Origin of the sequence: Streptomyces sp. CB01881, from assembly GCF_002953255.1 — a bacterium.
In the GTDB taxonomy this organism is placed as follows: Bacteria; Actinomycetota; Actinomycetes; order Streptomycetales; family Streptomycetaceae; genus Kitasatospora.
The window spans coordinates 11232776-11257947 of sequence record NZ_CP026498.1 but is presented as its reverse complement, the minus strand read 5'-3'; the positions used below and the strand labels follow the sequence as shown (position 1 = coordinate 11257947).

Genomic DNA, 25172 nt, shown 5'->3' with positions numbered 1-25172 from the left:
CCAAGCGTCAGGCAAAGGCCTACCTCGGCGAATGGGCCGGTGGCGGACGTAACTGGGCACACAGCAACCTCTACCACTGGCTGCTCTTCTGGTCCGTCTGGGGGAGGAGGTAACTCACCTTCCGCCAAGTTAGCCAACTTCACCATGAAGCCGGAGCAGCGACCGCCACCTTGCCCGAGACTCCGCCAGGCTCGCCGAGACCGGACATCCGCAGAGCCGGTTACGATCCCGATCATGGATCAGAGTTTCGACGCGCGAGGAAACGAAGCCACCAGCGGAATCGACGCGCGAGGAATCAAGGCAGAACCCGACCCACCACACTGCCCGGAATGCAAGACCGCGCTGCGCACCTCCGGCGCCGGCCGCCGACCCGTCTACTGCGGCCGGGCCTGCTCCTCCAAGGCATACCGGCGCCGCCGCGCCGAAGGCCACCAGGACGCGGTCGCCGACGCCCTCATTTCCTCGCGCGTCGAATTGACCGACGGCGGGCAGGCCGGCCACCAGGAACTGCTGGAGCTCGCCGCCACCGTCCGGGCGCCTTCGCCGCCACTGCTCCGGTCAGTGCCGCAGCCCCCTCTGGGTCTCCCGTCTCCGCCCCGTGCTGCGCCCCGCGCGCTCCCGCACCCGACTCTCGGTGGCGCCGCAGGCGACACCCCCCGGCCACCCACCAAGGGGCCGCAGGCCCCGGTGCCTTGCGACCGTCGGGCCGGCTCTTCGTCCGGCCGCAGACTCCGACACATGGGTGCGGTTCTGTCGGCCGGCAAGAGATAACACGGGAGACGTTCGGCATTGTGACGGCGCGGCCCTGGCCTCGAGGACCGCGCCGCGTGATCGCTTCATGGGCCGGGGCCCCGGCCGGCTGGGACCTCAGTCCTGCTTGATCGCGGAGATGTCGAATTCCAGTACGACCTTGTCGCCGACCAGGACGCCGCCGCCTTCCAGGGCTGCGTTCCAGGTGACGCCGAACTCCTTGCGGGAGATGGTCACCGAGCCTTCCAGGCCGACACGCAGGTTGCCGTAGGGGTCGACGGCGTTGCCGGTGTACTCGAAGTCGATGGTGACCGGCTTGATGGTGTCCTTGATGGTGAGATCGCCGGTGACCCGGTACTCGGTGTCGGACAACGCCTCGACGCCGGTGGTGCGGAAGGTGATGTCGGGGAAGTTCGGCGCGTCCAGGAAGTCGTTGGTGCGCAGGTGCTGGTCGCGCTGCTCGACGCCGGTGTCGATGCTCTCGCTCTTGATCACCACCTGGCCGGTGGACTTGGCCGGGTCGGCGCCGTTCAGATGCGCGGCGCCCTCGAACCGGTGGAAGGAGCCGCGCACCTTCGTGACCATGGCGTGGCGTGCGACGAACCCGATCCGGGTGTGGGCCGGGTCGAGGATGTAGTCCCCCGTGAGCTCAGGGATTGAGACGGTCATGGGTAGGTACCTCCGTAGGGCCGGATCCCGACGACGCCCGCCTGGATCGTTCCCGAATCACGCTAAGGGGCCAGCCGTTCCCGACCTGGCCGAACGCGCCTGGCCGTAGACGAATTGCACCCTGAGCAGTGACCCTGGATCACCGCCTCGCCGCTGTCGGCCTCGCTCGCAGTCCACAGCCGGCGGCTGGTTCTCGATGAGGGCGGGCCGCGGCGGTGGGCGGCGACCTGGCTGTTCGACGGCGGCCAGATCGTCTGGCCGGTCACGGATCTGGAGTTGGTGCTCGACTCCGATCCTCGACTCCCCGGTGGTGCGCGGCGCGATGTGGTCGCGCCGGTCCGGTCACGACGGCATCCGCACCCGGCACCATGGTGCCGGGTCGGCCCGCGCTGGACGGAGGAGGATATCGGCGGCTTGACCGTCCGTCCGACAGCCGGGCCGCCGGACGGTCAGGCCATCGGGCCGCCATCGTGGCCCGGCCCCACCGCTGGGGGCGTGGACGGTGCCGACGGCTTCGCGGGTGGCCTGGTCCGGGTCTTCGAGCTGCGGGGCGATCAGTTCGGCGGCTGCGGCGAGGATCGGCACCGGGACGGTCGCCGACCGCAGGTGCGCGAGCTGGGCGGCGGCCTTCTCGCCGGGCGTGGCCTTGGCGCGGGCGTCGGGGATCAGGGCGCTGATGGCACGGGGCGGGGGCTGGGCGCTGGTCACCTGCCCCATTCTCCCGGCCGGGCGGCGGTGGTGATCACCGCGGCCGGTCGTCCGGTGGCCCAGCGGGCAGGGTGCCGTGGTGGCGGCCTGGACGATGCTCGTCCGGTCAGCCCAGCGATGCGCTCGCCGCACGCAGTTCGTCCAGGGCCGCCAGGGTGTACCCGGCGAGCTCGTCCTCGGCGCCACGGTCGTCCTCGGCCCATTCGGCGTACCCCCGCTTGAAAGCGAGGACGCCCAGCTCGCCCGCGAGAGCCGCAGTCGGATCGGGTACGCCGCGGGCGACCAGAGCGGTTGTCATCGCGGCCGCGAGACTGACGGTCTTGAGGGTGTCACGCTCTTGAAGCTCGGTGCTGGCGGCGACGGCCGCCTTCAGGCGGGGGGCGAGTTCGCGGCTCCCGGGGCCCATCGCGGTCGAGGCGCGTTCGAGACCGGAGGCGACTGCCTCAAGCGGGCTGGCGTCGCCGGGCGCGTCGGCGATCCCCTCGGCCAGCAGCCGGCTCAGCGTCTCCTGTCCGGCGACCAGCAGCTCACGCTTGTCGGGGAAGTGCCGGAAGAAGGTGCTCCTGGTGACCCCGGCACGCTCGGCGATCTGCGCGACCGTCGTGGCGTCATACCCCTGCTCCGTGAACAGGTCGACCGCAGCCACGACAAGGCGTTCACGCGCACCTGGTTCCCATCGACCCATGGGTTCAGCATACGTGATGGGACTCTTGTCCCATCACTCTGCTAGGGTGATGGGACAAGAGTCCCATCACTCCTGGGAGGATTTCCATGCACGTCTTCATCACCGGCGGCACCGGCCTGATCGGTTCCGCCGTCGTCGCCGAACTCCTCGGCAACGGCCACACCGTCCTCGCGCTCGCCCGCTCCGACGCCTCCGCGCAGGCCGCCGAGGCGGCCGGCGCCGAGCCGCTGCGAGGAGGCCTCGCCGACCTGGACGTCCTGCGCTCCGGCACCGCCCGGGCCGACGGGGTGATCCACCTGGCCTTCGGCAACGACTTCAGCAGCCCCGAGGCCCTCGCCCGGAACGTCGCCGAGGAGACCGCCGCCCTCACCATCCTCGGCGAGGAACTCGTCGGCAGCGACCGCCCCCTGGTCACCGTCTCGGGTACGCCCTGGGTGCCGGGCCGTGCCTCCACCGAGGCCGACCCGGTGCCGACCGACGGGCCGGTCGGCGGCCGCGGCCGCACGGTCACGGCGGTCCTGGGCCTGGCCTCGCGCGGGGTCCGGAGCACGGCCGTGCGCCTGCCGCGCACGGTTCACCACGAGGGCGCGGGCGGGTTCGCCGGCCTGCTGACCGGCATGGCACGCCGGAGCGGGATCTCCGGCTACCCCGGCGACGGCACACAGCGCTGGCCCGCCGTCCACGCGCTCGACGCCGCCGTGCTCTTCCGGCTCGCCCTGGAGCGGGCGCAGGCCGGCACCGCCTGGCACGCCGTGGCCGACGAGGGGGACGAGGTGCGCGACATCGCGGCCGTCATCGGCCGACGGCTGGGCCTGCCGGTCGAGTCGGTGCCGGAGGAGACCTACGGCCCGCTCGGCCCGATCTTCAGGGCCGACCAGCCCTCGTCCAGCACCCGCACCCGGCAGGCGCTCGGCTGGGAGCCGAAGCACCCCGGCCTTCTGGAGGACCTGGAGAACATCCAGCCTTGATCGGCGACCGACGATCGGGGCGGACCCGCTGCCGACACTCACGTTGACGGCGGAAAACCCTCACCCATGTCACTCGCGACCGACCGTCCCGCCCCAGCGACATCTCGTACCCGCACATCCCGCGGTCAACGCGCTCCGGCTCCCGACTTGCCCCCCCACACCATCGCCGACGACCAGGCCCGCCGACGCCGGTCCGCCACCCGCGTGCAGCGACACATCTCGCACCACCCACGCCAATGGAGCAATTCATGTCCACAACAAGCAGGAGGTTTCATCATGCCGGCAGTTGTCTTCGGCGCCCGCGGTAACGTCGGTCGTCATGTGGCCGATGGCCTGCTGGCCGCCGGCGAACAGGTCAGAGCAGTCAGCAGGATCCCAGCCACGGGCTCGACGCCTGGGTACGAAGCAGTCGTCGCCGACCTGGGGCGTCCCGAGACGCTGCCCGCAGCGCTCGACGGTGCCGACAAGGTGTTCCTGTACGGAATGCTCGACCCCCAGAAGCCCTACGACATCGAGAAGGTCGCTGCGGCGGCCGCAGCCGCGGGGATCCGGCAGGTGGTTCTGCTCTCGTCGGTGTCGGTCGTCCTGGACCCCGACGCCGACCACCCGGTCGCCCGCTTGAACCGCACGATCGAGCAGGCCGTCCAACGGTCCGGCATGGACTGGACGTTCCTCAGGCCGGGGACATTCGCGACCAACACCCGCACCTGGTGGGCCGAATCGATCCGCACCGACAACGTCGTCCGCCTTCCCTATCCGCTCGCACAGTCGGCACCGGTGCACGAGAAGGACATCGCGGCGCTGGCGGTGACCGCCCTGACCGAACCGGGCCACTCGCACCAGACCTACACCATCTACGGGGCCGAGTCCCTGACCCTGCAACGCCAGGTCGAGCACATCGGCGAGGCCATCGGCCGTCATATCCGGGTTGAACACATCTCCGACGAGCAGGCCCGCGCGGAAGTCGCCAGAACAATGCATCCGGTCGTGGCCGAGGCGATCGTGAGCCAGTGGGCCGCCGCCGACGGCGTCGTGGCCGTGACCTCCGCCATCGCCGAAAAGATCACCGGCGCTCCCGCACATACCTACGCCCAGTGGGCCGTCGACCACGCCGACGACTTCCGCTGAGCTTGTCGCACTGACCGGCCATACGGGGCCCGGTTGTCGCGTTGACCGGCCATACGGGGCCCGGCCTGCTCGGCACTCCGGTTCCCCCACCCTGGCCACAGTGGTGGAACGCGCAGCGGCGCACCCACCCAGCCCTGTCTTCACGGTACGCGCAGGACGGGGTTGACCGTGCCCGTCTTCCAGCCGTCGGACCGCCATTCCTCCTCCGCCCCCGCACCGGTCCCGTCACCCGACCCCTGGGGGGCGCCGCAGGTGCCACCCCCAGACCACCTACCAAGGGGCCGCCAGGCCCCTGGGCCCCAGCATCCACCGCGGGGGCCGCGGGCCCCGGCCCCTGCGGCCGCCAGGCCGTCTCTTCTTGGCTCTCCCGTGCTACGCCCCGTCTCCGCCCTGTCTGAGGGGCCGCCAGACCCAACCCCGGCCCCTCCCCGCAGGGCCGCCACCACTCCCCGCATCCGCCCCCGGCGACGCCGCAGGCCCTGCTCCGCCGTCGTGGCGGCCCGCGAAGCCCGCGAGCGGCCGGGCCCGTACACGGCCCGGCCGCCCCCATGCGTGCGCTGCGGGCCGGTGCTTCTACCGCGCCGCCGCAGAAGACTTCCGGATCGCCGTCTCAGTCGTAACGGCGGCGGGGTGCGGGTCAGACCGTGCCTGTCGCGCAGGCGGTTTCGAGAGCGATGAGGCGGTTGGCGAGGGTGCGGGCCGGACCGGTGAGGCCCTTCAGGATTTCCCGGGCGTAGGGGCTCCGAGGGTGGTGGGCGAGGTCTTGGACGGCGCTCCAGAGTTCCGCGATGCCGGACAGGCTGTGCTGGACGTGGCGGATGGCATCGTGGCGCTGGGCGAGGTACTGCTCGGCCCTCTGATGGGCGTGACGCCAGTCGATGGCGCCGGCTTCAGCGGTCGGGACGAAGGCCGGCGTGGTGGCGCCGTCGGCGAGGCGGATGGCGTCGATTTCCTCGACGCGCCGGCGGAGGTGTTCCTCCTCCTGCCGGGCGTCGAGGGCCGCGATGGCGTCGGTGAGGGCGAGGTCGCCTGTGATGACCTGTTCGGCGAGGTCGGGGGCGTGCTGCCGCAGTCGCGCGTGCTGGGTGAGAAGGGCCTTGGCGTCGGCCTTGCGTCTGCGGACGGCAGTGTAGGCGGCGTTGAGGGCGAGGGCGCCGGTGCGGACCTGTTCGGCGAGGTCGGGGGCGTGTTCGAGCACGATGGTGGCGATGGACAGCCGGGTCACGTTGATGCCGCAGCGGGCGGTGCCGGACGGGAGCGCGTGCGGGGAGAGTGCGCGTGCCATCGCGGTGATCATGGCGTGCTGGCCCGGGGTGGTGTTCGGGTGGTCGCGGTTGGCGGACACGATCAGGCCGACCGGATCGTCACCCTGATAGGTGGTGAAGCGGGGTGCAGTGTCCGCCAGGTCGCAGGCGGCGAGTCGGCCGCGACCGTCCAGGAGAACACCGTCCGCGTCCAGGATGACGGGCTCGGTCAACCCGTTGCTCTCGATGTCCTGGGCGAGGTCGAGGAGTTCGTCGGGGCCGAGCATCGGGAACAGGGCGGTAACGGGGTGGACCTTCACGGTGGGGCAGCTCCTTGATCGGGGGTTGATGTTGGGGCAGAAGACGCCACACGGGGGCATATGGTTCGGCGGCGGCGCTCTTCGGCCTGGTCAGGGGCCGGCGCCGCCGCACGTGCCAGGTCACCCGTCGCACAGCTGACTGATGTTCGGCTTGCGATGGGCGCCAGCTACGTCGGCGAGCACGTTGCAGATCAACCTCTGACAGAGGGTTCACCGCGGCTCGGGCAGGACCGCCTGTCCGAGCCGCAGCGCCACATGCGGCCACGCTCGGCACCCGCCAGGTCCACAACCTGATCCTCGAATACCACCTCGCCGACGCCGGGCCTCTTCTGGCAGCTCAGGGCCCGGGTCCGGTCTCGGCCGGGAATCTGACAACCCTCTTCTGCTTGCTGCTGATGTGCGTCGGAAGCGGGGTTCGACGTCGTCGGTGAGAGCTGGGGTCTTGGTGGCACCGGCTCTGTTTCAGCGCTGCACCGCACGAGAGATCTGGATGCTCGCCTGCGCGGGACAGGCGAACGATCGAGCGGTGCGGGACGCCCCGCCGGACCTGCGCGACGCAGGAAGGGTGCGCCAGGAGCTGCGGCTGCCGGACGGACGCAAGCCGTGGTGCCCGACCGCGGCCGGCCACCGCGCGCAGCACTGCTTCCCGCCGGGGCCAAGCTGTCGGCGCCGCGCCCGGAGCGGGAGGGCTCGGCGGCGGTGTTCTCCGAGCATGCCCTGGACGTCGCCGCCGTCGCCGGCCTTCTCGCCAAGGGCGGCATCGGGCACCTGGTCGCGTTCTCCACCGAGGTCGAGCACGCGCTGCCCGGCCGCCGCAGCCTCGGTGATGCGCGTCGCCGCGTCAAAACGGCGTGCTCGTGGGCCGGTTCGCGCGGGGCTGTCAAGGGGCGGTACCGAAGGAGTGAAACCGGCCTTGCCCAGCGGTGCGGGCGGGCATGCTGGTCGCCGTGACTGCGATCGCCCACTAACGAAGGAGATAACCCATGTCCACATGGACGAGTGTGTCGAAGCTCTCGATCATCCTCGTGAGCGGCGACGAGACATGTGACATCTACGCGAACGGGCGGAACCGGATCGGCGTGATGATCAGCGTCGCGCCGACCGACAAGGACGGGAATCCCATCGAGGTCGACTTCTCCCACCTGCTCAACCGCATGTGGCTGATCGACTACGTCACCGAGTCGACACTCAACTGGAAGGGCAGCTCGGGCTGGTGCTACACGGACACCACCAACGCCTTCACCGCCGCCCCCGGCCTGTCCGGCGAGCGCGCCGAAGTCTCGTTCGGCGACGACGGGACCCAGCTGATCACGTTCTACGTGTACTGCGCCCCCGGAGTGAGCCCGAAGTCGATCGGCGTCCAGGTCAAGACTGACAGCGACGACATCGTCAAGAGCTCCTTGAACGGAACGTACCAGGAAAAAATCAAACTCAATCCGCGGACGGCCGTGACCTACATGAAGGGGGACATCACCTGGGACTACTCTCACACGTCGACCAAGTACGGCGGCAACACGAAGTACGTGACGACGGACGCCTGGAACTACTACCTGACCCTGAAGTCCGCGGACAACTACTTCGTCACCTTCTCGGTGAGCTCCTACTTCAGCGAGGACGGCTACGACGGGTTCTTCTCCTCCCACATCACTCCCGACAGCAACCGCAAGAACTTCTACGGCGGCTACGTCTGGTACCGCGAGCCGCACGGTTCCGCGTACTACGTCGTCGAAAACGACGGGCACAGCGAAGGGGAGGTGGTCAACTTCCCCGACAGCAACAAGTGGTGGGACTACGCGAAGATCTACGACCGGAACCACCCCGAACGGTACCTCTGCTTCAGCTGGGTGCACTCCATCACCGGTGGCGACGGATGGCACATCCCGAACGGGCCACTGAACACGTGGCAGACGTGGTTCACCCCGCAGATCGTCGCCTACGACCGGTTCGGCAACGCGGGAACGTTCTGGGTGGACGGCTCGGACATCACCGGCGGGCTCAACATCTACGACCACCGGCCGTAGGACCGGCCGAGAGACCACTCCCCGGTCGCGGTGGGGTGCGGGGAGACGGTTGAGGCCGAAGGCCACCGCCGTCGGGCGGCACAGGGCCTTGATGCGCGCGGCGAGCGCCCGGGCCACCCGCCGCCCGGGCGCCGGCCGCAAGCGCGACCGACCCGGAGCGAAGCGGCTCACCCCGGAGCAGAAGGCGGAGCAGGCCGAGCGGGACCACCGCCGGCTGCTGCACCGCCTCCAGGAGGTCGAGGCCGCCTCCGAGGACACCTGGTCCGACCAGGGTCGCCTGGTCGCCCGGTACGACAAGCGGTTCTTGTCGAACACCGAGCTGTCCTACCTCTACACCCCCGGCCGGCCGGAGCCGACGGTCTTCGAGGTCGACGGGGTCCGTTTCGGCCTGGCGATCTGCATCGAGGCCAACTTCCCCGCCCTGTTCGCCGAGTACGAACGCCTGGACGTCGACTGCGTCCTGGTCTCCGTGATGGTCGACGACCCCGCCCGCGCCACCGTCGCCCAGGCCTACGGCACCCTCGACAACTACTGGCTCGGCCACGCCGTCCCCGCCCAGTGCGCCGCCGGCGCACCCTGTGGCATCGTCGCCCCCGGCGGCCGCTGGCTCCACCGCACCGACGCAGACAACCGACCCGCCCTCGCACTCGCCGACCTTGACCTCCACTCCACCGAGGCGGACATCGACATCGCGATGCGCTGCGTCCGGCCCTGGCGCAGGCTCGCCCGCGCAGACCTCTACATCAGCCACCGCGCCGACGCCGACCCCAGGAGCCATGAGCGCACGGCGTTCTGACCTGCGGCGGGGAGTTTCGCCACCCCCGCTGACCTGCACCGGTGAGTTCCACCCCGAGGCACTGGTGAGTTCCGCCCCGGCTCCCGGCGAGTTTCGGGTGTCGGCGCAGGTCAGTGCGCGGATGGAACGGGCCGGGCTGCTTCGTTCGGGGGGTGGCCGGGTTCGCCGGAGGACCGGGGCGGGCAGAGCCTTCGCATGACGAATCCCACCGGGCACCGCGGTCGCCGTCGCCACCCGGCGGCCGCCGCCGTCGCGTCCCGCACCCAGATGCCGCCGGCCCCGACCCGCCGGCGCGGCGCGGGCGGGTGCTGCCGGACCTGGTCCAGCGAGCACATCTGTCCGGGCGGCCTGGTCGTCCGCACGACCTGGCACGAGCCCGCCTGCACGACCGGCGCCCGGCCGTGACCGCCCCGACCGAGCAGGCCTCGACCGCTCTGTGAGAGCCGAGGGGTGAGATTCCCCTCGGCTACTCGGCAGTTGATCTGGTCCGTCGCCGTCGGGCTGCTGACCTGACCGTCCGGACGCGGGAGAGGACACCGGGCACAGGGGTCAGCTCTCGGGTGCTGGGGCGGCGGCGAGGAGCTCGCGTTTCACCTGGTCGTAGTCGGCCAGGGCCTGCGGGTCGCCGTGGTGGTAGTCGGTCCAGAATCCGGGGCGCTGCCAGCGGGCGTTCGCGAGGCGGGTGCGGCCGCCGGCGATGTGGGTCGTCCTCGCCGACTACGACCCTCGCCCGGGATACCTGAGCCTGTGCCGGTTCGACGCGGCAGCGGCCTGAACTGGCCAGCCTCCGTGGACATTCGTCGGTGAATGTCGATAGCGTCCCGCGACTCTTCCCCCCTTCACGCCCAGCCGTCGCACTCCCGGAGGTCCGTATGTTTTCCCTGGCCACGCATGAAGGAAGGGGTGTGTGGCGCACCATATCGGGCCTCGCTGTTCCGCTTTTAGTGGCCGAGTCCCTCAATTTCGCTGTCCAGCTCGGCATCGTCGCCATTCTGGGGCGTATGGGGGGCGACGCCGTTTACATTCGCTCGCTGTATCAGCCGGTCAGCCTCGTCGTCCTCGCCGTGACCGTAGGCTTCGCGGTCTCCAACCAGGTCGCCGCCGCGATCAGCAAGGGGGCCGGGCGTCCCCGGGACGTCATGGCGAACGCCGCCAGCCTGGCCAGGGTCTGGCTCGGGCTCGGCGCGGCCCTGTACCTGGTCCTCGCGATCGCGGCCCCCCCTGCTGACGGGTCTCTTCCATGTGGACGCCGAGCGGCGGGAAACCTTCATCTCTTTCCTGCGTTGGACCAGCGCCGCCAATCTGCTGGCCGTCGGGACGGAGCTCTGCGCGTCCAGCCTGCGCGGCTACGGGTATGTGCGGCACGCCACCCTTCTGGTCTTCTGCACGGCGAGCGTACGGATCGGTCTCGTGGCCGGCCTCGGGCTCGGCACCGACGTCGGGATCGCGGCGGTGCCCGTCGCCGAGGCGACAGCGGGTCTGACCGGCCTGACCATGGGCCTGGTGCTGCTGCGCCGCACCGAGCTGTGGCATCCCCCGGCCGTCCTGATCTGGCGGCGCGAAGTCCTCACCGGCCTGCGCCGCATCGGCGTGCCCATCGCCATGTCGCTCCTCCTGATCTCCGCGTACAACGTCGCGGTCATCGGCGTCCTCGGGAACTACGGACAGGACGCCGTGGCCGGGTTCACGGTCGTGTCCACCATGCAGAACGTGGTACTGCTGCCGGGAATGGTCCTGGGCACGGCCACGGCGATCACCATCAACCAGTTGCGCGGGAAAGGCGATTGGCAGCGGATGCGCGCGTTGATGCGCGGCGGCATCGAGGTCACTGTCATGGTCTACGTGGCGATCGCGGTACTGGTGTGGCTGGTGCACGAGCCACTGGCGCGGCTGATCAGCGGCGACGCCGGGGTGGCGTACTGCAATCTGATCGGCGTGAGTGTGCCGCTCGTCGCCGTACGGCACATCCGGAAACTGTCAGCCGAGGGCAGCGCCCGGACAGCTGCCACGACTGGCTGAGTTACCGCGGACCTCCCCGAGGGGTCGCGTCTCGGACGGAGCGAGGATGGTCTTGAAGGCCTCGCGGCGGCCGGACAGGTCGTAGGCGTCGGCGGCCGCGGACAGCGGCAGCCGGTGGCCGGTCAACTCGGCCGGGTCCCGCCCGGGGAGGGCGGGCAGGGGCGATTTCGGGAAACGATCAAGTCCGCCGCCTCGAACAGGTCGATCAACGCGACCACCCTGTGCCCGGCCTCCGCGTCCTCCACCACGACGGCCTGGGCCGTGACCTCCAGAATCCCCTGACCTCGTCCTCGAATCGGCACAGGGCCTGGGCGCGGGTGGGTTGACCTGCGGGTGCCTGTTGGGCTGTGGGACATTGCGATGCCACGGTCCTGGTGTCGCGATGAACGGCGCTCCGGGTTGACGGCTGGTCTTCCGCCGCTCCTCAGCGCCGACCAGCACGCTGTTGGGCGGGCCCGGATGCGCTACGCGTTCGTCACTGGAGGGGACGTTCTACACGCCGTCCCGTGGTGCGGCCATGAGGCCTCGCTCGGATCGTGCCCTGCCGTCCGGGCCTGGCGGGACATCGGGATAATGATCTTGGATGCTGGCTGGTGCTGAGCGAGGGGCGGGCGGGGTGCGGATCAACGTTCTGGGGCCGCTTCAGGTCGTGCGGGGTGGGGACGACGGGGCGGCCTTCGAGGTCGGCGGGGTGCGGCTTCGGCTGCTGCTGGTCCGGCTGGCTCTTGACCCCGGGCGCGTGGTCACCCGTGAGCGTCTGGTGGACGACCTGTGGGCGGACACGCCGCCGGAGGAGCCGGTCGGCGCCCTGCAGTCCCTGGTTTCCCGGCTCCGCCGGGCGCTGGGGGACAACCGGACGGTGGTCGGTTCGCACCCCGCCGGGTATCTGCTGGATCTGCCCAGGGCGAGCGTGGACGCCTGGGACTTCGAGCAGCGGGTGGCCACGGGGCGGGCGGCGCTGACGGCAGGCCGGTTCGCCGAGGCGGTCGCGCTGCTGGACGGGGCACTGGAACTGTGGCGCGGGGCACCGTTCGCGGGCGCCGCGAGCGCCGGGTTCACCTCCGCGCCGACGGCCCGGCTGACGGAGCTGCGGCTGGCGGCGGTCGAGGACCGGGCGGACGCCCTCCTCGCGCTCGGCGGCACCGAAGCGCTGCCGCGGCTGGTCGCCGAGCTCACCGGGCTCTGCGTCACCCACCCGCTGCGCGAGCGGGCCGCCGTCAGGCTGATGCGCGCGCTCCACGCCAACGGGCAACAGGCGTCGGCGCTGGAGGTGTTCGAACGTACCCGGCGGGCGCTGGCCGAGGAACTGGGTGCGGACCCGTCGGCCGAACTGCGGGACGTCCACCTGCGTGTGCTGTCGGGCGCGAAGCCGCCGGTGCCCAGGCCGGCCCCGGCTCCCGCAGGGTTCCCGGCCGGGCGGGCGGCACTACCCCTCTGGCTGACCGCTCTGGTCGGCCGCGACGAGGCGCTGGCAGCGGTTAAGGAGCGCCTGCACCGCTTCCGCCTGGTGACGCTGACCGGGCCGGGCGGTGTCGGAAAGACCCGGCTGGCGATTGCGGCCGCGAGGGCCGCCCCGCCCACGACGGACGTACGGCTCGCCGAACTCGCGGGCGTCGACGGGCCCGACGCAGTGACCCAGGTCGTGCTGACTGCTGTCTGCCGCCCGGCGGAGGCCGGCGTGCTGGCCGGCGGCCTGCCTGCCGGCGATCCGGCCGGGGATCCCGTCGACCGGATCGTCCGGGCCCTGGAGGGCCATGACGTCCTGCTCGTCCTGGACAACTGCGAGCACCTGATCGAGGACGCGGCCCGGTTGGCCCATCGCCTGCTGGCCGCCGCGCCCCGGCTCACCGTGCTGGCCACCAGCCGCGAACCGCTCGGAATCACCGGCGAGGCGCTCTGGCCGGTGACACCGCTCGCCGTGCCCGAGCCCGGCTCCACCGCCCAGGAAGCGCTCGCGCACCCGGCCGTCGACCTCTTCACGGAACGGGCTGCCGCAGCCTGCCCCGGCTTCACACTGGACCACGACACCGTCGAGCCGGTCGTCCGGATCTGCCGCGAGCTGGACGGCCTGCCGCTGGCCCTCGAACTGGCGGCGGCCCGGCTGCGGGCCCTGAGCCCCGGACAGGTCGCGGCGCGGCTGCACGACCGGCTCCGGCTGCTGGACCGCGGCTCACGCACCGCTCCCGACCGGCACCGCACGCTGCGCGCCGTCATCGGCTGGAGCTGGGAGCTGCTCGACGAGGACGAGCGCGTTCTGCTGCGACGGCTCTCCGTGTTCGCCGGCGGGGCGACCCTCCCCGACGCACACCTGGTCTGCGCTGGGGACTGGCCGGGCGGGCCGGCGCCCGACCCGACGGTCATGGAGGACCTGCTGGCGTCCCTGGTCGACAAGTCCCTGGTCGCGGCCGTCGGCCGGGAGACCGGCACGGTGCGCTACCGGCTGCTGGAGACGGTTCGCGCCTACGCGGCCGAACGGCTCGTCGAGGCCGGCGAGGACGGTCGAACCGGCGCCGCCCACCTGCGCTGCTTCGTCGAGCTCGCCGAGAACGCCGAGGCCCGGCTGCGGACGGACGGCCAGATCGGCTGGCTGGCCCGGCTGGACGCGGAGCAGGGCAACCTGGACGCGGCACTGGGCCGGGCGGTCGCCGTCGGCCCGCCGGAGCACGCGCTGCGGCTGGCGGCCGCCCGGGCCTGGCCCTGGTTGATGCGTGGCCAGGGCCGTGAGGCCGGTGAGCGGACGGCGGCCGTTCTCGCTGTCCACGGCTGCACTCCGCCGCCCGGTCTGGAGCAGGCGCACGCCCTGTGCGTGATCCTGGCCCAGCTCACCGCCCCGCTCCGGGAGACCGGTGGCGCCGTGATCCCGTCCGAGGCGATGGGCGCGGCGCTGGACACGGCACAGCAGGCCGACCACCCGGTCGCCCTGGCCGCCGCGCTGCTGCTCGCCATGGCGGGGCCGGCGGAAGCGGTGGGTGCGACGGCGCAGCGGTTCGCCGGGCACTCCGACCGGTGGATGCGGGCCGCCGCCCATCTGGTGCTCGGCCGGATCGAGTTGGGCGCGGGCCGGATCGGGCACGCCGAGCACTGCCTGCGGAGGGCGGTGGACGGCTTCCGCGCCCTGGGCGACCGCTGGGGGCTGGCCATGGCGCTGGTCACGCTCGCCGCGCTGCTGTCCGTCACCGGCGCGGCCGACGAGGCCCTCGCGGCGCTGACGGAGGCCGGTGAACGGGACGCCGAGATGGGCGGTTCCGGCGAGGCGCCGCTGTCACTGCTGCTGTCGGGCCGGCTGCGGGTGCGCTGCGGCGAACCGGCCGCGGCCCGGGCCGACCTGGAGCGCGCGCTGGCCGCAGCCGAACGGGCCGGGGACCCGGACCTGCAGGCCGCCGCCCGCTACGCGCTCGGCGAACTCGCCCGGCGCGAGGGGGACGTGGAGGCGGCGCTGCACGGCCAGCAGGAAGTGCTGCGGCGCCTGGAGCAGCTGCCGGCGACCGGCCCCGGCGCCCCCGCGCGCCTGCACCTGCTCGCCCTGCTGCACACCAGCCTGGCCCGGACCCAGCAGCGGCGCGGCGCGCCGGACGCGGCCGGCCCGCTGCACCGCCGGGCCCTGGATCTGGCCGCGGACAGCGGCGACCAGCCAGTGCGGGCGGACGTGCTGGAGGGGTTCGCCGAGTACTGCCTCGCGCTCGGCGAGGCGGCACGCGGGGCGGCGGCACTGGGTGCCGCGTACGGCCTGCGCGGGACCCACGACGCGGGCGATCCGGAGCTGCGGGCCGTCCTGGACGGCTGCGCCGAGACCCTCGGGGAGGCCGGTTTCCGGGCCGCCTGGGAGCGCGGCCGGGCGCTGTCGCGGCCGGAGTCGCTGGCCCTGGAGGCGGGCTGACCGACCCCCGGGGGGCACGTCGGCCGCGCCCCCCCGGGGGTGGGTGGCGCGGCCGGCCGGATGTGCGGTCAGCCGCTGAACGGCGGCTTGGTGGGGGCGCAGACCGTACCGGGGGCGGGCAGGATGCCGTCGATCAGGTAGCGGGTCTCGTGCTCGGCGGCGCAGTCGCTGGGGTTGGCCAGCACGGTGTGGCCGTAGCCGTCGACGGTCAGCAGCTGCGCGCGGGCGAGCGAGCGGGCCATCGCGCGGGACCCCTCGTACGGCATGGCCGGGTCACCGGTGTTGGCGACGACCAGGATCGGCTTGGCGGTCGGGCGGTTCCACGGGCCGTCGTAGCGGTCGCGGTCCCGGGCGGGCCAGTCGGCGCAGCGCTCGTCGGCCCAGGCGAAGTACGGGCCGGCCTCGCCGGAGCGGGCTCGGGCGGACGCGGCCAGGGCGGGGTAGTCGGCCCGGGCGGGCGGGACGGCGCTGTCCGAGCAGACCACCGCGAGCGCCTGGTCCGGAGACCGGCGGGGGACGGGCGGCAGCGGTGCGGTCGGCGTGGCAGGCGCCTCGGTGGCGGTCCAGAGCATCTGGAGTGTGGCGCCGAGCTGGGCCCAGCCGACGGGCAGTTTCGCGACGGGGTTGGTGGCGTACAGCGAGATGATCGTCGTTTCCACGGCCGAGCCGGCGGTGACGGTCGCCCCGCCGAGCGCGACCGGCCGGGTGCGCAGCCGCTGGAGCAGCTCGCCGTACCTGGCCCGGGTCGCGGCGGCCGTCCCGGCGGAGAAGGCGCAGGCCTGGGGGCCGGCCTGGCCGCACTGGTCGAGGAAGGCGTCCAGGACGCGGCCGGCGGCCACGTCGCTGCCGTTGCGCAGCAGGCTGCCCGTGGTGGCGGCCTGGTCTCCGCGGCCGGTCGACCAGGCCACCGGGTCCGGGGCGCTGTCGAGGACCATCGCGCGGACCCGGCCGGGGAACAGGTTGGCGTAGGTGGCGCCGAGGTAGCTGCCGTACGAGGTGCCCAGGTAGTTGAGCTGCCGGTCGCCGACCGCGCGGCGGAGCAGGTCCATGTCCCGGGCCACGTTGGCGGTGGAGATGTGCGGCAGCAGGGCGGGATTGCGGGCCGCGCACTGCCGGGCGAGGCGCTGGTAGGCGTCGGCCCAGGCGTTCTGCTGGTCCGCGCCCTCGGGGTAGCCGGCGGCCGTGCCCGCCAGCAGGGCCTGCTCGTCCGCCGGGGCGTCGAAGCACTGGACGGGTGCACTGGCGCCGGTGCCGCGCGGGTCGAAGCTGACGATGTCGAAGCGCCGGCGCACCTCTTCGGGGAACTGGCCGAGCATCATGGGCAGGGCCTCGGTGCCAGCCACGGCCGGGCCACCGGGGTTGTAGAACAGCGAGCCGATCCGGTGGGCCCGGTCCTGCGCCGGGTGCCGGATGACAGCGAGGTCGATCCCGGCGCCGCGCGGGTCGTGGTGATCGAGCGGGACGCGGGCGGTCGCGCACTCGAAGCCGTCCGCGCACGCCGCCCAGGCGAGTCGCGGCACCGGGGTGGTGTCCGGCGCGGCCACCGCGGTCGCCGGACACACCGCGGCCAGCAGCGCGGCCGCGGCGGCACCGGCGACGGGCCGCCAGGAGGCTGCTGCTCGCCGGTTCGCGGTGCGGGAGGCCCTGGGGCGGCGCGGTCCTGCGGCCGGGCCGGTGGGAGGGGAGGTGCGAGTCACGCGGGTGCCCTTTCGTCGACGGTCCGGGCAGTCGTAGGCGCTCCTCGGTTGCGGCGCACCGCCCGGCACATGCGACAGTTCCGCACCCCGCTGGCAGACCGCTGGCATCCCGCTGGCAGCAGCTCAGGCGCCGTCCGGCAGGGCTGTGGGAGGCGCACCGCCGATACGGCCCAGTGGCCGGCTGCTTCCGCTGCGGCCTGGTGCGAGACCGCGTCGGCGGCGCGCGCAGCGTGGGAGGCATCCGCAATCCCCCTGTGGCGCCTGACCATTGCGTTCAGGTAGATGCGTGGGCTCGGGCAGCCGTCACCAGGAGGCGCCGCCGAGTCCGGCTTCGTGGCGCCGGCGCCGGACGGCGGTCGGCAACTTCCACTCCTGGACGGTCGAAGAGGGACTGCTGGAGCGGCGGCCCTATCACCGGCGCCGCAACGGACGGGACGTCCTGGCGTAGGGGGCGGTGTCGCAGATGGACGTGCGGCACCTGACGTTCGAGCAGTGGCGGTTCCTGAAGGACGTCGGGTTGCGGGGCCCGGGTGGTGCGAAGCGCGGCGCCGACGCTGGCACGGCGTCGGGCGGAGCTGTTCGTCGTCGACGACATCGACCTGCGCCGCATGCGTCTGAGCGGAGTGCCGAACGGGCGGCGCCGCTCGTTCGCGGTGCGGCTGATGAGCGCGCCGCTTCGGCGGATCACGGTGGTGGAGGGCGAGCGCGGGCTGGAGCCGATGGCGCTGTTCGGGGGCCGCCACGGGCGGATGATCGGCCGTCTGCCGGACGCGACCGGTTCCGTCAGCATGGTGGAGGAGAGCACCGCCGTCGAGCGGCGGCCGTGGGCATGTTGGTCGCCGCCCTGGCGTAGCCGACGGGGCAGGGTGCTGCTGGGGAAGTGGTCGGTTCGGGCCGCGGCCACCGAACCCCTGGTGCCTGACTGTGCTTCCTGCGGGGTGGATGTAACGCTGATGCCCGTTCGGGCGCCTAACGCTCTGTAGACACGATCGGCCTGCGGGCCCCGTAGAGCGAAGAGGCAATGACTCATGGAGGAAGACGCTCTCTGCTCGCCAGAGGACTTCTTCAGGAAGTGGTACCCGATCGTCAGGGCTCGAGTGGAACTGCTGTACGGCGATCACGGACTGGACAGCGAAGCCGTGACCGACGACGCGTTCGTCGCGCTCTTCAAAGCGCAGCGGGAGGGACCGGTGCCCCACCCGTCGGGGTACCTGCTCACGGCCGCCTTCAACGGTGCCCGCGACTACCACCGAAAGCGCCGCCGCCGTCTGTGGGGACATCCGGTGGAGCCCGCCGACCTTCCCGATGCCGTCGGCGCCGCCGCCTACTCCTCGCTCGCCCACATGACGGGGCCGGCGGAAGCCCTCGAACTGCGCGAGGGCGAGCGGTACGTCCTCGGCCTCGTCAACCGGCTTCCGCAGAAGCTGCGCGAGGTGTTCGTCCTCGTCCACGTGGCGCGGATGGACCGGGAAGAGGCCGCGAGGGTCCTGGACATCAAGCCGAGCGCGCTGCGCGCCCGCCTGTCCCGCGCGAGCGCGAAGCTTCGCAAGATCATCGACAAGGACCGGAACAAGCCGGAGACGGTCCTGGCCTACCTGGAGAAGAAGGCGACGGCATGAGGCACGACGACCCGCTGGACCACTCGGGACAGATCACCGACACCCTGACGAACACCTACCACGCACTCCAGAGCGCCTACAGCGAGGACGAACCGCAGGCGGCCAAGCGCCTGAGCATGCTCCAGGCCCGGGCGGCAGCCGAAACCAAGGCCGAGGCCCGTGCCCGCGCCGGCAGGAAGCGGGCGCGCACCACCTGGGTTCCCGGCCAGTCGTCTCGCGACTGGCCGGGGCTGGATCTCCTCGCGCTGGTCCTCAAGGCCGCGGCGTCCACTTCCGCGCTCGCCAACGCCGTGACGGGCTCCGTGATCGCCACCCTGGTCGCCCTCACGATCGCCGGACGTCTCAGCGTGCACGTCACCGTCCCCCTCGCGACGACCGTCGGGGTTCTTCGCGGCCTGCCGATCGAGCTGCCGCACAGGCTCGATCGGGAGCGGGAGCAGCGTCGGTCGAAGGACCTGTAGTGCACATGGGCCCGCCGCCCCGGTTCCTAGGCCAAGAGAGCGGCGGGCCAGGCAATCCCCACCTACAAGCGAGGAGGTCACCGTGACCAGAATGCACCACCACCAGCTCCGCCGGGACCGGGCCTGCGAACGAGTCGACCGCAGCCGTGCCGTCGTCAGCACAGGCGCATGTGACTGCCGCACGTGCGACAGGCGTCGCCACCGCAGGCGGCTGCTCCGGACCGCGACGATGCACACCGCCCGCGGTCTCGGGTACGGGGCCGGCGCGGGTGTGTTCACCCTGCTCACCTGGTGGCTCACCAGCCGCTAGTCACAACCGGGCGCGGAGGACGCCCCCGGCCGCCGTCCCCAGGGGTGCTGGGGGGCGGCGGCCGTCTATTCCCGGCGGCCGCCAGCCACCAGCTCCGGGTGCACCTAAAGCAGCGCCCGGAGCGCAGGGTGCTGCCGTGGCTGCGCCGCGGTAGTGGTGTTCGAGTCGGGCCACTCCTCGCGTCCATTCGGGCGGCGGGCACACCTCGGCCGCCCGACGAAGCGGACCCGATGCCGGGCTGCGGGTCCGACACCGCAGTGCGACCCGGAGCACCGGAATGCGTGCCCGGAACGGGGACGGGAAGTCGGCCGCCTGCCGCGGCCGCTCCTTTGTGGCCGCGGTGAGGTCGCGGCCGAGCGCGCTGATCGCCTGCTGCCAGTCCGCGACCTGGAGCAGCAGGGAGCGCTCCAGCTCGTCGACTGCGGCCACCGGATCGCCGTCGAACGCCCGTGCCTCGGCGGCGGCCTCCGCCAGGACGTCCTCGTCCAGGTCCTCGAAGGCCTCGCGCCACGGCGCGGCCGCCTCGTTGCAGGCGGCCTATCAGATCCCGCCCCGCCGGCGGGGCGGAACAGGAGCGTTCTGGACGGGCGCGCGGTCAGCCGTTCTCCACGGCGGGCTTCAGGACCTGCTCGCACCACTGGCGGAAGGTGGTGGGGGTGGCCGTCTCCGGGGTGCGCGGGACGCCGGTGTCGAGGCCGTGTTCGGCCTTGGCGCGGACCATGGCGGCCATGCCCCCGGCGAAGGCCGGGGACGCGCCGAAGCCCAGGAGGCGGGTCTCGACGGAGTCCAGGGGGTCCTGGCGGTAGGTCACCGGGCGGCCCAGGACGGCGGAGACGGTCGCGGCCTGCTCATCGGGGGAGAGGTCCTCCGGGCCGAGCAGGGGCTGTTCGGCGGAGCCGGTCCAGCAGCGGTCGAGCAGGAGCCGGGCCGCCGCCGCGGCGATGTCGCGGGTGGCCACGGTGGGCTGGCGCGACTGCGCCGGCATGGGGCCGGAGAAGACGCCAGGGTCGCGGAGCTGGGCGGCCTGGCGCAGGAGGTTGTCCATGAAGGAGGGGTTGGCCAGGGCGCGGAAGTTCGGGACGGCGGCGGAGAGCGCGTCGTCCATGGCAAGGGAGGCGGTGACCAGGCCCGCGTCCGCCTGGTGCGACGTGCCGCGGCCCAGCGCGGAGACGGTCACCACGTGGCCGGTGCCGTGCGCGGCCAGCAGCTTGGCGGCGGTGGCGGCGGCCCCGGCGTAGACCTCGTCCAGGGTGGTGGCGGCCGGGTTGGGCGCGGCGTTCCAGAAGAGGGCGTCCGCGCCGTCGAGGGCGCGGTCCAGCACAGCCGGGTCGTAGTGCGAGCCGGTGACCACGTCGATGCGTTCGCGCAGGTCGGAGGGGAGGCGGGCAGGGTCGCGGGCGATCACGCGGAATGCCGCGTCGGAGCTGTCGAGGAGCATCCGGACGAGCTGGCTGCCGATGTCGCCGGTGGGCGTGGTGATGAGGAGCATGCTTCGATGCTGCGCGCCCGCCGCCTGCGGGGTCCAATACCCTTCGCGGCTCATTGATACCCTTGAGGTATGGATCTGGACCTGCGCAAGCTGCGCTACTTCGCCGCGGTCGCCGAGCACCGGCACTTCGGCCGCGCCGCGCAGGCGCTGTACATCGCGCAGCCGGTGCTGAGCCGGCAGATCCGGGCGCTGGAGCAGGAGCTCGGCTGCGCGCTGCTGCGGCGCACCACCCGCAGCGTCGAGCTCACCCCGGCGGGCGAGCAGCTGCACGCCGAGTGCAAGGACGTGTTCGGGGCGGTGGACGCCGCGGTGCGCCGGGTGAACGAGGCCGCGCACGGCGGGGAGCGGCTGGTGGTCGCCTTCGCGCCGGGGCTGCTGGTCGCCGAGGCGGTGCGGGCCTTCACCGCCGAGCACCCGGGCGTGGAGGTGGAGCTGCTCGGCGTCCCGTGGTGGGAGCAGGAACGGCCGTTGCGCGACGGCCGCGCCCACGTCGGCTACCTGCGGGAACCCTTCGACACCACCGGGCTGCGGCTGCTGCCGGTCGGCGAGGAGACCAGGGTCGCCTGCCTCCCCGCCGCCCACCCGCTGGCCCGCCGTGCCGCGATCACCACCGTCGACCTGGCCGGGGAGACCCTGCTCAACGCCGAGCCCCGGCGGCGCGCCTCCTCTCTGGACGAGAAGTTCGAGGTCATCGCGCTGGGCGGCGGCGTCGCGCTGGTGCCGGCCAGTGTGGCGGCGATGTACTCCCGGGCGGACCTGGTCTACCTGCCGGTCACCGACGTTCCGCCGGTGCGCACCTGCCTGGCCGTCCTGGCCGGCCGCACCGTGCCGCGGGTGCGCGCCTTCCTCGCCACCGCGGCACGGGTGCTGACGGCTCACACCGGTTGACGCGTCGTCAGTGGCAGGGCCCGGTGGCCATGACGGAGCTCTCGAAGGCAGGTGCTGATGGACGATCAAGGCCGCAGACTCCCGCACGCGACCAGCGCGAGCACCCCGGCTGAGCGCCACACCAGAGCCTCCGACAAGCACGTTCGAAGATGGCGAACGCTCTCTGAACCGTCACAGTCAAGGCTGCCGGCAGTCAGCGTGTTCCGCGGGCTGGGAGTGTGCCGCCTCACGTTCCTCCGTCAGCCCGGGGTTGCTCCTGCGGCGCTTTCCCGGCCGGGTTCCTACTGGCGCAGCTCCGGGCCGGCGGGCGGACGAGCCAGAACGCCGCGTCGCCGCCGGTGCCGTCCTGTCCGAAGACCCGGAAGTCGTCGCCCGTCCAGGCACGGAGCCCGGACGCTGACTGTGACCCGCGCAAGCTGACCGGTGCCCCGGGGGGCGAGGTGCATGCTGAGCCGGGTCCGCGAGCACCTCGCTCCGGGCGCCGCAGGAGCCGCCGGACTGCTCGACGCCGTCCAGGCCGTCAACCGCGGCCGCCAGCACGCCGCCTTCGCCCTCATTACCCACGCCCTCGACGGCAACATCCACGGCCGCACCATCGCCTTCCTCGGCGGCGCCTTCAAAGCCGGCACCTCCGACGTACGCGACAGCCCCGCACTGCGCCTGGCCGACCGCCTCCACCAACTCGGCCCCACCGTACGCCTCTTCGGCCCCGAGGCCCTCGACAACGCCCGCCGCACCCCCCGCCTCACCTACGCAGACAGCTCCCTTGGACACCACCGACCAAGCCGACCTCGTGGTCATCGCCACCGAATGGCCCGCCTTCACCACCGACCCGAAACTGCCCGCCGAAGCCGCCCACCGCGTCACCACCGAACCGTGACCGACGTCCGCAACGCCCTGGACGCCGGCCCCTGGCTCGCCGCGGGCTGGACGGTCCACCAGATGGGCCGCCCCACCCGCACCCCCGACGCCTGAACCCACGCCCGACCCCAGACCCCACCACCGACCCCACGGAAGGAGTACACCCGTGAACGACCTCTTCCACCAGATCCGCGAACTGCGCCGACGCGACGAACGGCGCAGCTGCGCACCCGACCACGTGCAGGAACTCCTGCTGGTCACCAAGGTCGGCGAGGAGGCCTGCAAGGCCGGCGAGCCGTACCGGCGTTCCAAGGGCTGGGTGACCGAAGGCCCGGTGACCGCCACCGCCCAGCAGGCCCGGCGCGAAATGTGTGCCGCCATCATGGCCGGGCTGGTCGCCCTCGATCGCCTGTGCCCCGACGGAGACGCCGTCCAGGTCTGGGACGGCTGCCTCGCCTTCGGCTACGAGCGGGCCCTGCGGGAGGACACCGAAGCGCCCTGACCGCTCCAGTGGCGGCGCGACGCTCCCCTGCCGGGGGGCGCCGCACCGCGGGGACACGGGTGCCGGTCCTGGCCGCTGTCACCGGCGGTGCGGGCGTTCCCGGCCGGGCGAGGCGGCCGCTGATCTACCGTCATGGCATGACAGTCCTGATCATCGGCGGCAGTGGATTCCTGGGCACCGAGCTGGTCCGCCAGGCAGCGGCAGCGGGGAACCGGGTGGCAGCGACGTTCGCCACCCGGCCCGGCGACACCCCGGGAGTCTCCTGGCACGCACTCGACCTGCGGGACACCGACCGCATCGAGACTGTTGTCGCCGAGACCGCACCGCGCGTGGTCGTCAACGCGGCGAGCGGCGGAACCGACTGGGCGGTCACCGCCGAGGGCCCCGTCCGCGTGGCCATGGCCGCGGTTCGGCACGGCAGCCGCCTGGTCCACGTTTCCAGCGACGCGGTCTTCTCGGGCGCCCGCGCCACCTACGACGAATCCAGTCTCCCGGACCCGCTCACGCCCTACGGCGCGGCGAAGGCGGCGGCCGAGACCGGAGTGCGCCTCGTCCACCCCCACGCCGTCGTCGCCCGCACGTCCCTGATCATCGGTGACCGCCGCTCGGAACATGTCGCCCTGGTCCACGCTCTTGCGTCCGGCACCCGCAGCGGCGCCTTGTTCACCGACGACGTCCGCTGCCCCGTGCACGTCACCGACCTGGCCGCCGCCCTCCTCGAACTCGTCTCCCACGACGCGTCGGGCATCCACCACCTGGCCGGCCCCGATGCCGTGAACCGCCACGAACTCGGCGTCCTCATCGCCCGGCGCGACGGACTCGACGCCGCTCGGCTCCCAGCCGGCCTACGGGCCCGCAGCGCGCTGCCCGGAGCGCTCGACGTCCGCCTCGACAGCCGGGCAACCCAGAGCAGGATCCACACCAGACTGCGCGGCGCACGCCAGTTCCTCACCGCGCAACCCGCTGCCGAACGAACCTGAGCCGGCGCCCCCCCAGCCCATCGCCGGCGCCATGACCCGTCGACTGCACGAGGGCCGAGACGTCGCCGGGCGTCCCGGCCCTCGTGCAGTCGCACCACCGCCCCCGGGGGCCCCGGGGGCGGTGGTGTTACGCGGCGGCGCGTCCGGTGTTCACGGTGTGGTCGAGGTGGTGGGCGAGTTCGGGAAGCCGTTCGGCGGCGAGCACCGTCGGTGCGTTGTCACCGTCGTGGTCGTCGTGGAGGTGCAGGCCGGGCAGGGGATCAGGTTCGTCATGACCGGTCAACCGCACGGCCTCTACCAAGGTCACGCCCGGCCGGTGGGCTTCCGCTCGGCGAGCCGGCCGGAACGCACGGTGGTTGGGCGAGGGCCCGGGCGGCAGGGGTTGCACCCCTGCGTGGCCGCCCGGCGGCTGAGGCCGATCAGTAGTTGTGGTGGATCTGCCAGTAGGCCCAGGCCTGGTTCGGGCTGCCGTAGCGGCTGTTCATGTAGTCGTAGGCCCACTTGATCTGGGTGGCCGCGTTGGTCTTCCAGTCGGCACCGGCGGAGGCCATCTTGCTGGCCGGCAGCGCCTGGCCCAGGCCGTAGGCGCCCGAGGACGGGTTGGTCGCGGTGACGTTCCAGCCGCTCTCGTGGGAGATGATCTGGTCGAAGGAGGCGAGCTGGTCGGCGGGGACGATGCTCGCGGCCAGCGACTGCGGCGTGGCGGCCGAGGCGGCGGTCGGGACGACGGCGGCGCCGATCGCGGCGATGCCGGTGGCAGCGGTGAGCAGGGCGGCGGACTTGCGCATGCGGGTGGAGATCACGGGCATGTGGGAGTTCGACCTCAATCGTGGGGGCGTCTCGTCCCGCGGCCGGCGGGCCCGTCAGGGCCCGTGGGCGGGAGCCGGCGCCGGGGCGGTCACGCATGGTGACTGCCGGACGGGAGTCGCGGCAGTGGATCGGACCACCGCCGCAGCTGGCGACTGAGCCATTGTTAGCGGGGTCCGCGGCCGCCTCCAAGGGGTGTCCGCTACGACGCGGCGTCGTAGCGGGGCCGGGTGGAACACGCCCGTCGGACGCGGGCCGCTACCCGCCGTCCGAGCGGTCAAACATGACCAAAACTGCACTTTCGGTGCGATTTGCACCGGCTTGATCTGCGGAAACGGCGGAGGTTCGGGCGCGGGCGCGGGAGCGCGGCAGC

24 protein-coding genes are annotated in these 25172 nt (G+C 72.7%); 16 read left to right on the top strand and 8 right to left on the bottom strand.

The genetic code is table 11. The features are described from left to right. Positions 1-867: 867 nt before the first annotated feature. The 3 genes from C2142_RS38590 to C2142_RS38580 form a co-directional block, all read right to left on the bottom strand. Complete coding sequence (locus C2142_RS38590) at positions 868-1419, bottom strand: YceI family protein (protein WP_148647427.1); 552 nt, start codon at positions 1417-1419, stop codon at positions 868-870. Positions 1420-1761: 342 nt separating this feature from the next. Further along, positions 1762-2127, bottom strand: a complete 366-nt coding sequence (locus C2142_RS38585) for a hypothetical protein (RefSeq protein WP_148647426.1) — start codon at positions 2125-2127, stop codon at positions 1762-1764. 106 nt (positions 2128-2233) lie between these two features. Beyond that, complete coding sequence (locus C2142_RS38580) at positions 2234-2812, bottom strand: TetR/AcrR family transcriptional regulator (protein WP_148647425.1); 579 nt, start codon at positions 2810-2812, stop codon at positions 2234-2236. Between the two features lie 86 nt (positions 2813-2898). Here C2142_RS38580 and C2142_RS38575 point away from each other — a divergent pair, with 86 nt between their 5' ends. After that, positions 2899-3780 (top strand): SDR family oxidoreductase, encoded by an 882-nt coding sequence (locus C2142_RS38575; protein WP_148647424.1) that lies wholly within the window; start codon positions 2899-2901, stop codon positions 3778-3780. A gap of 276 nt (positions 3781-4056) precedes the next feature. After that, positions 4057-4908 (top strand): NAD(P)H-binding protein, encoded by an 852-nt coding sequence (locus tag C2142_RS38570; protein WP_148647423.1) that lies wholly within the window; start codon positions 4057-4059, stop codon positions 4906-4908. A gap of 637 nt (positions 4909-5545) precedes the next feature. Here the strand turns inward: C2142_RS38570 and C2142_RS38565 are convergent. Then, positions 5546-6472 carry a hypothetical protein gene (locus tag C2142_RS38565; protein ID WP_148647422.1) on the bottom strand — a complete coding sequence of 309 codons (927 nt, stop codon included), beginning with the start codon at positions 6470-6472 and terminating at the stop codon, positions 5546-5548. A gap of 603 nt (positions 6473-7075) precedes the next feature. Here C2142_RS38565 and C2142_RS38560 point away from each other — a divergent pair. The 6 genes from C2142_RS38560 (at position 7076) to C2142_RS38535 (ending at position 15185) form a co-directional block, all read left to right on the top strand. Continuing rightward, positions 7076-7423, top strand: a complete 348-nt coding sequence (locus C2142_RS38560; RefSeq protein ID WP_148647421.1) for a hypothetical protein — start codon at positions 7076-7078, stop codon at positions 7421-7423. A 32-nt stretch (positions 7424-7455) separates the two neighbouring features. Continuing rightward, a complete protein-coding gene (locus C2142_RS38555; RefSeq protein ID WP_148647420.1) occupies positions 7456-8493 on the top strand; it encodes a hypothetical protein in 1038 nt (345 codons plus the stop codon). Between the two features lie 91 nt (positions 8494-8584). Further along, the gene (locus tag C2142_RS38550; RefSeq protein ID WP_148647419.1) at positions 8585-9289 is read left to right on the top strand and encodes a carbon-nitrogen hydrolase family protein; all 705 of its coding nucleotides are present in this window, start codon (positions 8585-8587) and stop codon (positions 9287-9289) included. A 195-nt stretch (positions 9290-9484) separates the two neighbouring features. Further along, entirely contained in the window at positions 9485-9694 is a 210-nt protein-coding gene (locus tag C2142_RS38545) for a hypothetical protein (RefSeq protein ID WP_148647418.1), read from the top strand. A gap of 837 nt (positions 9695-10531) precedes the next feature. Further along, positions 10532-11308 (top strand): MATE family efflux transporter, encoded by a 777-nt coding sequence (locus C2142_RS38540; RefSeq protein WP_148647417.1) that lies wholly within the window; start codon positions 10532-10534, stop codon positions 11306-11308. 583 nt (positions 11309-11891) lie between these two features. Then, positions 11892-15185: a BTAD domain-containing putative transcriptional regulator gene (locus C2142_RS38535; RefSeq protein WP_148647416.1), complete on the top strand. Its 3294-nt coding sequence runs from the start codon at positions 11892-11894 to the stop codon at positions 15183-15185. Positions 15186-15253: 68 nt separating this feature from the next. Here C2142_RS38535 and C2142_RS38530 read toward each other — a convergent pair whose 3' ends face one another. Then, positions 15254-16882 carry an alpha/beta hydrolase gene (locus C2142_RS38530; RefSeq protein ID WP_162002669.1) on the bottom strand — a complete coding sequence of 543 codons (1629 nt, stop codon included), beginning with the start codon at positions 16880-16882 and terminating at the stop codon, positions 15254-15256. Between the two features lie 530 nt (positions 16883-17412). Between C2142_RS38530 and C2142_RS38525 the strand changes: the two genes are divergently transcribed. The 4 genes from C2142_RS38525 to C2142_RS38510 all read left to right on the top strand — a co-directional run bounded on the left by C2142_RS38525 (position 17413) and on the right by C2142_RS38510 (position 19272). Beyond that, complete coding sequence (locus tag C2142_RS38525; RefSeq protein WP_148647414.1) at positions 17413-17865, top strand: hypothetical protein; 453 nt, start codon at positions 17413-17415, stop codon at positions 17863-17865. A gap of 45 nt (positions 17866-17910) precedes the next feature. Beyond that, positions 17911-18501, top strand: a complete 591-nt coding sequence (locus C2142_RS38520; RefSeq protein ID WP_148647413.1) for a sigma-70 family RNA polymerase sigma factor — start codon at positions 17911-17913, stop codon at positions 18499-18501. Continuing rightward, positions 18498-18962, top strand: coding sequence for a hypothetical protein (locus tag C2142_RS38515; protein ID WP_148647412.1), 465 nt, complete (start codon positions 18498-18500; stop codon positions 18960-18962). Before C2142_RS38520 ends, C2142_RS38515 begins: the two co-directional genes overlap by 4 nt. An 82-nt stretch (positions 18963-19044) precedes the next feature. Next, a complete protein-coding gene (locus C2142_RS38510) occupies positions 19045-19272 on the top strand; it encodes a hypothetical protein (RefSeq protein ID WP_148647411.1) in 228 nt (75 codons plus the stop codon). Positions 19273-19867: 595 nt separating this feature from the next. Here C2142_RS38510 and C2142_RS38505 read toward each other — a convergent pair. Continuing rightward, on the bottom strand, positions 19868-20761 hold the full coding sequence (locus C2142_RS38505) for an NAD(P)H-binding protein (protein WP_148647410.1): 894 nt from the start codon (positions 20759-20761) through the stop codon (positions 19868-19870). A gap of 69 nt (positions 20762-20830) precedes the next feature. Between C2142_RS38505 and C2142_RS38500 the strand changes: the two genes are divergently transcribed. From C2142_RS38500 to C2142_RS38485, 4 genes are all read left to right on the top strand, one after another. Continuing rightward, positions 20831-21649: a LysR substrate-binding domain-containing protein gene (locus tag C2142_RS38500; RefSeq protein ID WP_148647409.1), complete on the top strand. Its 819-nt coding sequence runs from the start codon at positions 20831-20833 to the stop codon at positions 21647-21649. 444 nt (positions 21650-22093) lie between these two features. Further along, positions 22094-22624 carry a UDP binding domain-containing protein gene (locus C2142_RS38495; RefSeq protein ID WP_148647408.1) on the top strand — a complete coding sequence of 177 codons (531 nt, stop codon included), beginning with the start codon at positions 22094-22096 and terminating at the stop codon, positions 22622-22624. Between the two features lie 52 nt (positions 22625-22676). After that, on the top strand, positions 22677-23012 hold the full coding sequence (locus C2142_RS38490; protein ID WP_148647407.1) for a hypothetical protein: 336 nt from the start codon (positions 22677-22679) through the stop codon (positions 23010-23012). Positions 23013-23149: 137 nt separating this feature from the next. After that, complete coding sequence (locus C2142_RS38485; RefSeq protein ID WP_148647406.1) at positions 23150-23992, top strand: sugar nucleotide-binding protein; 843 nt, start codon at positions 23150-23152, stop codon at positions 23990-23992. Between the two features lie 127 nt (positions 23993-24119). Here C2142_RS38485 and C2142_RS38480 read toward each other — a convergent pair whose 3' ends face one another. Further along, positions 24120-24299 carry a hypothetical protein gene (locus C2142_RS38480; RefSeq protein ID WP_148647405.1) on the bottom strand — a complete coding sequence of 60 codons (180 nt, stop codon included), beginning with the start codon at positions 24297-24299 and terminating at the stop codon, positions 24120-24122. A 112-nt stretch (positions 24300-24411) separates the two neighbouring features. Next, positions 24412-24801, bottom strand: a complete 390-nt coding sequence (locus tag C2142_RS38475; RefSeq protein ID WP_148647404.1) for a transglycosylase SLT domain-containing protein — start codon at positions 24799-24801, stop codon at positions 24412-24414. Between the last annotated feature and the right edge of the window lie 371 nt (positions 24802-25172).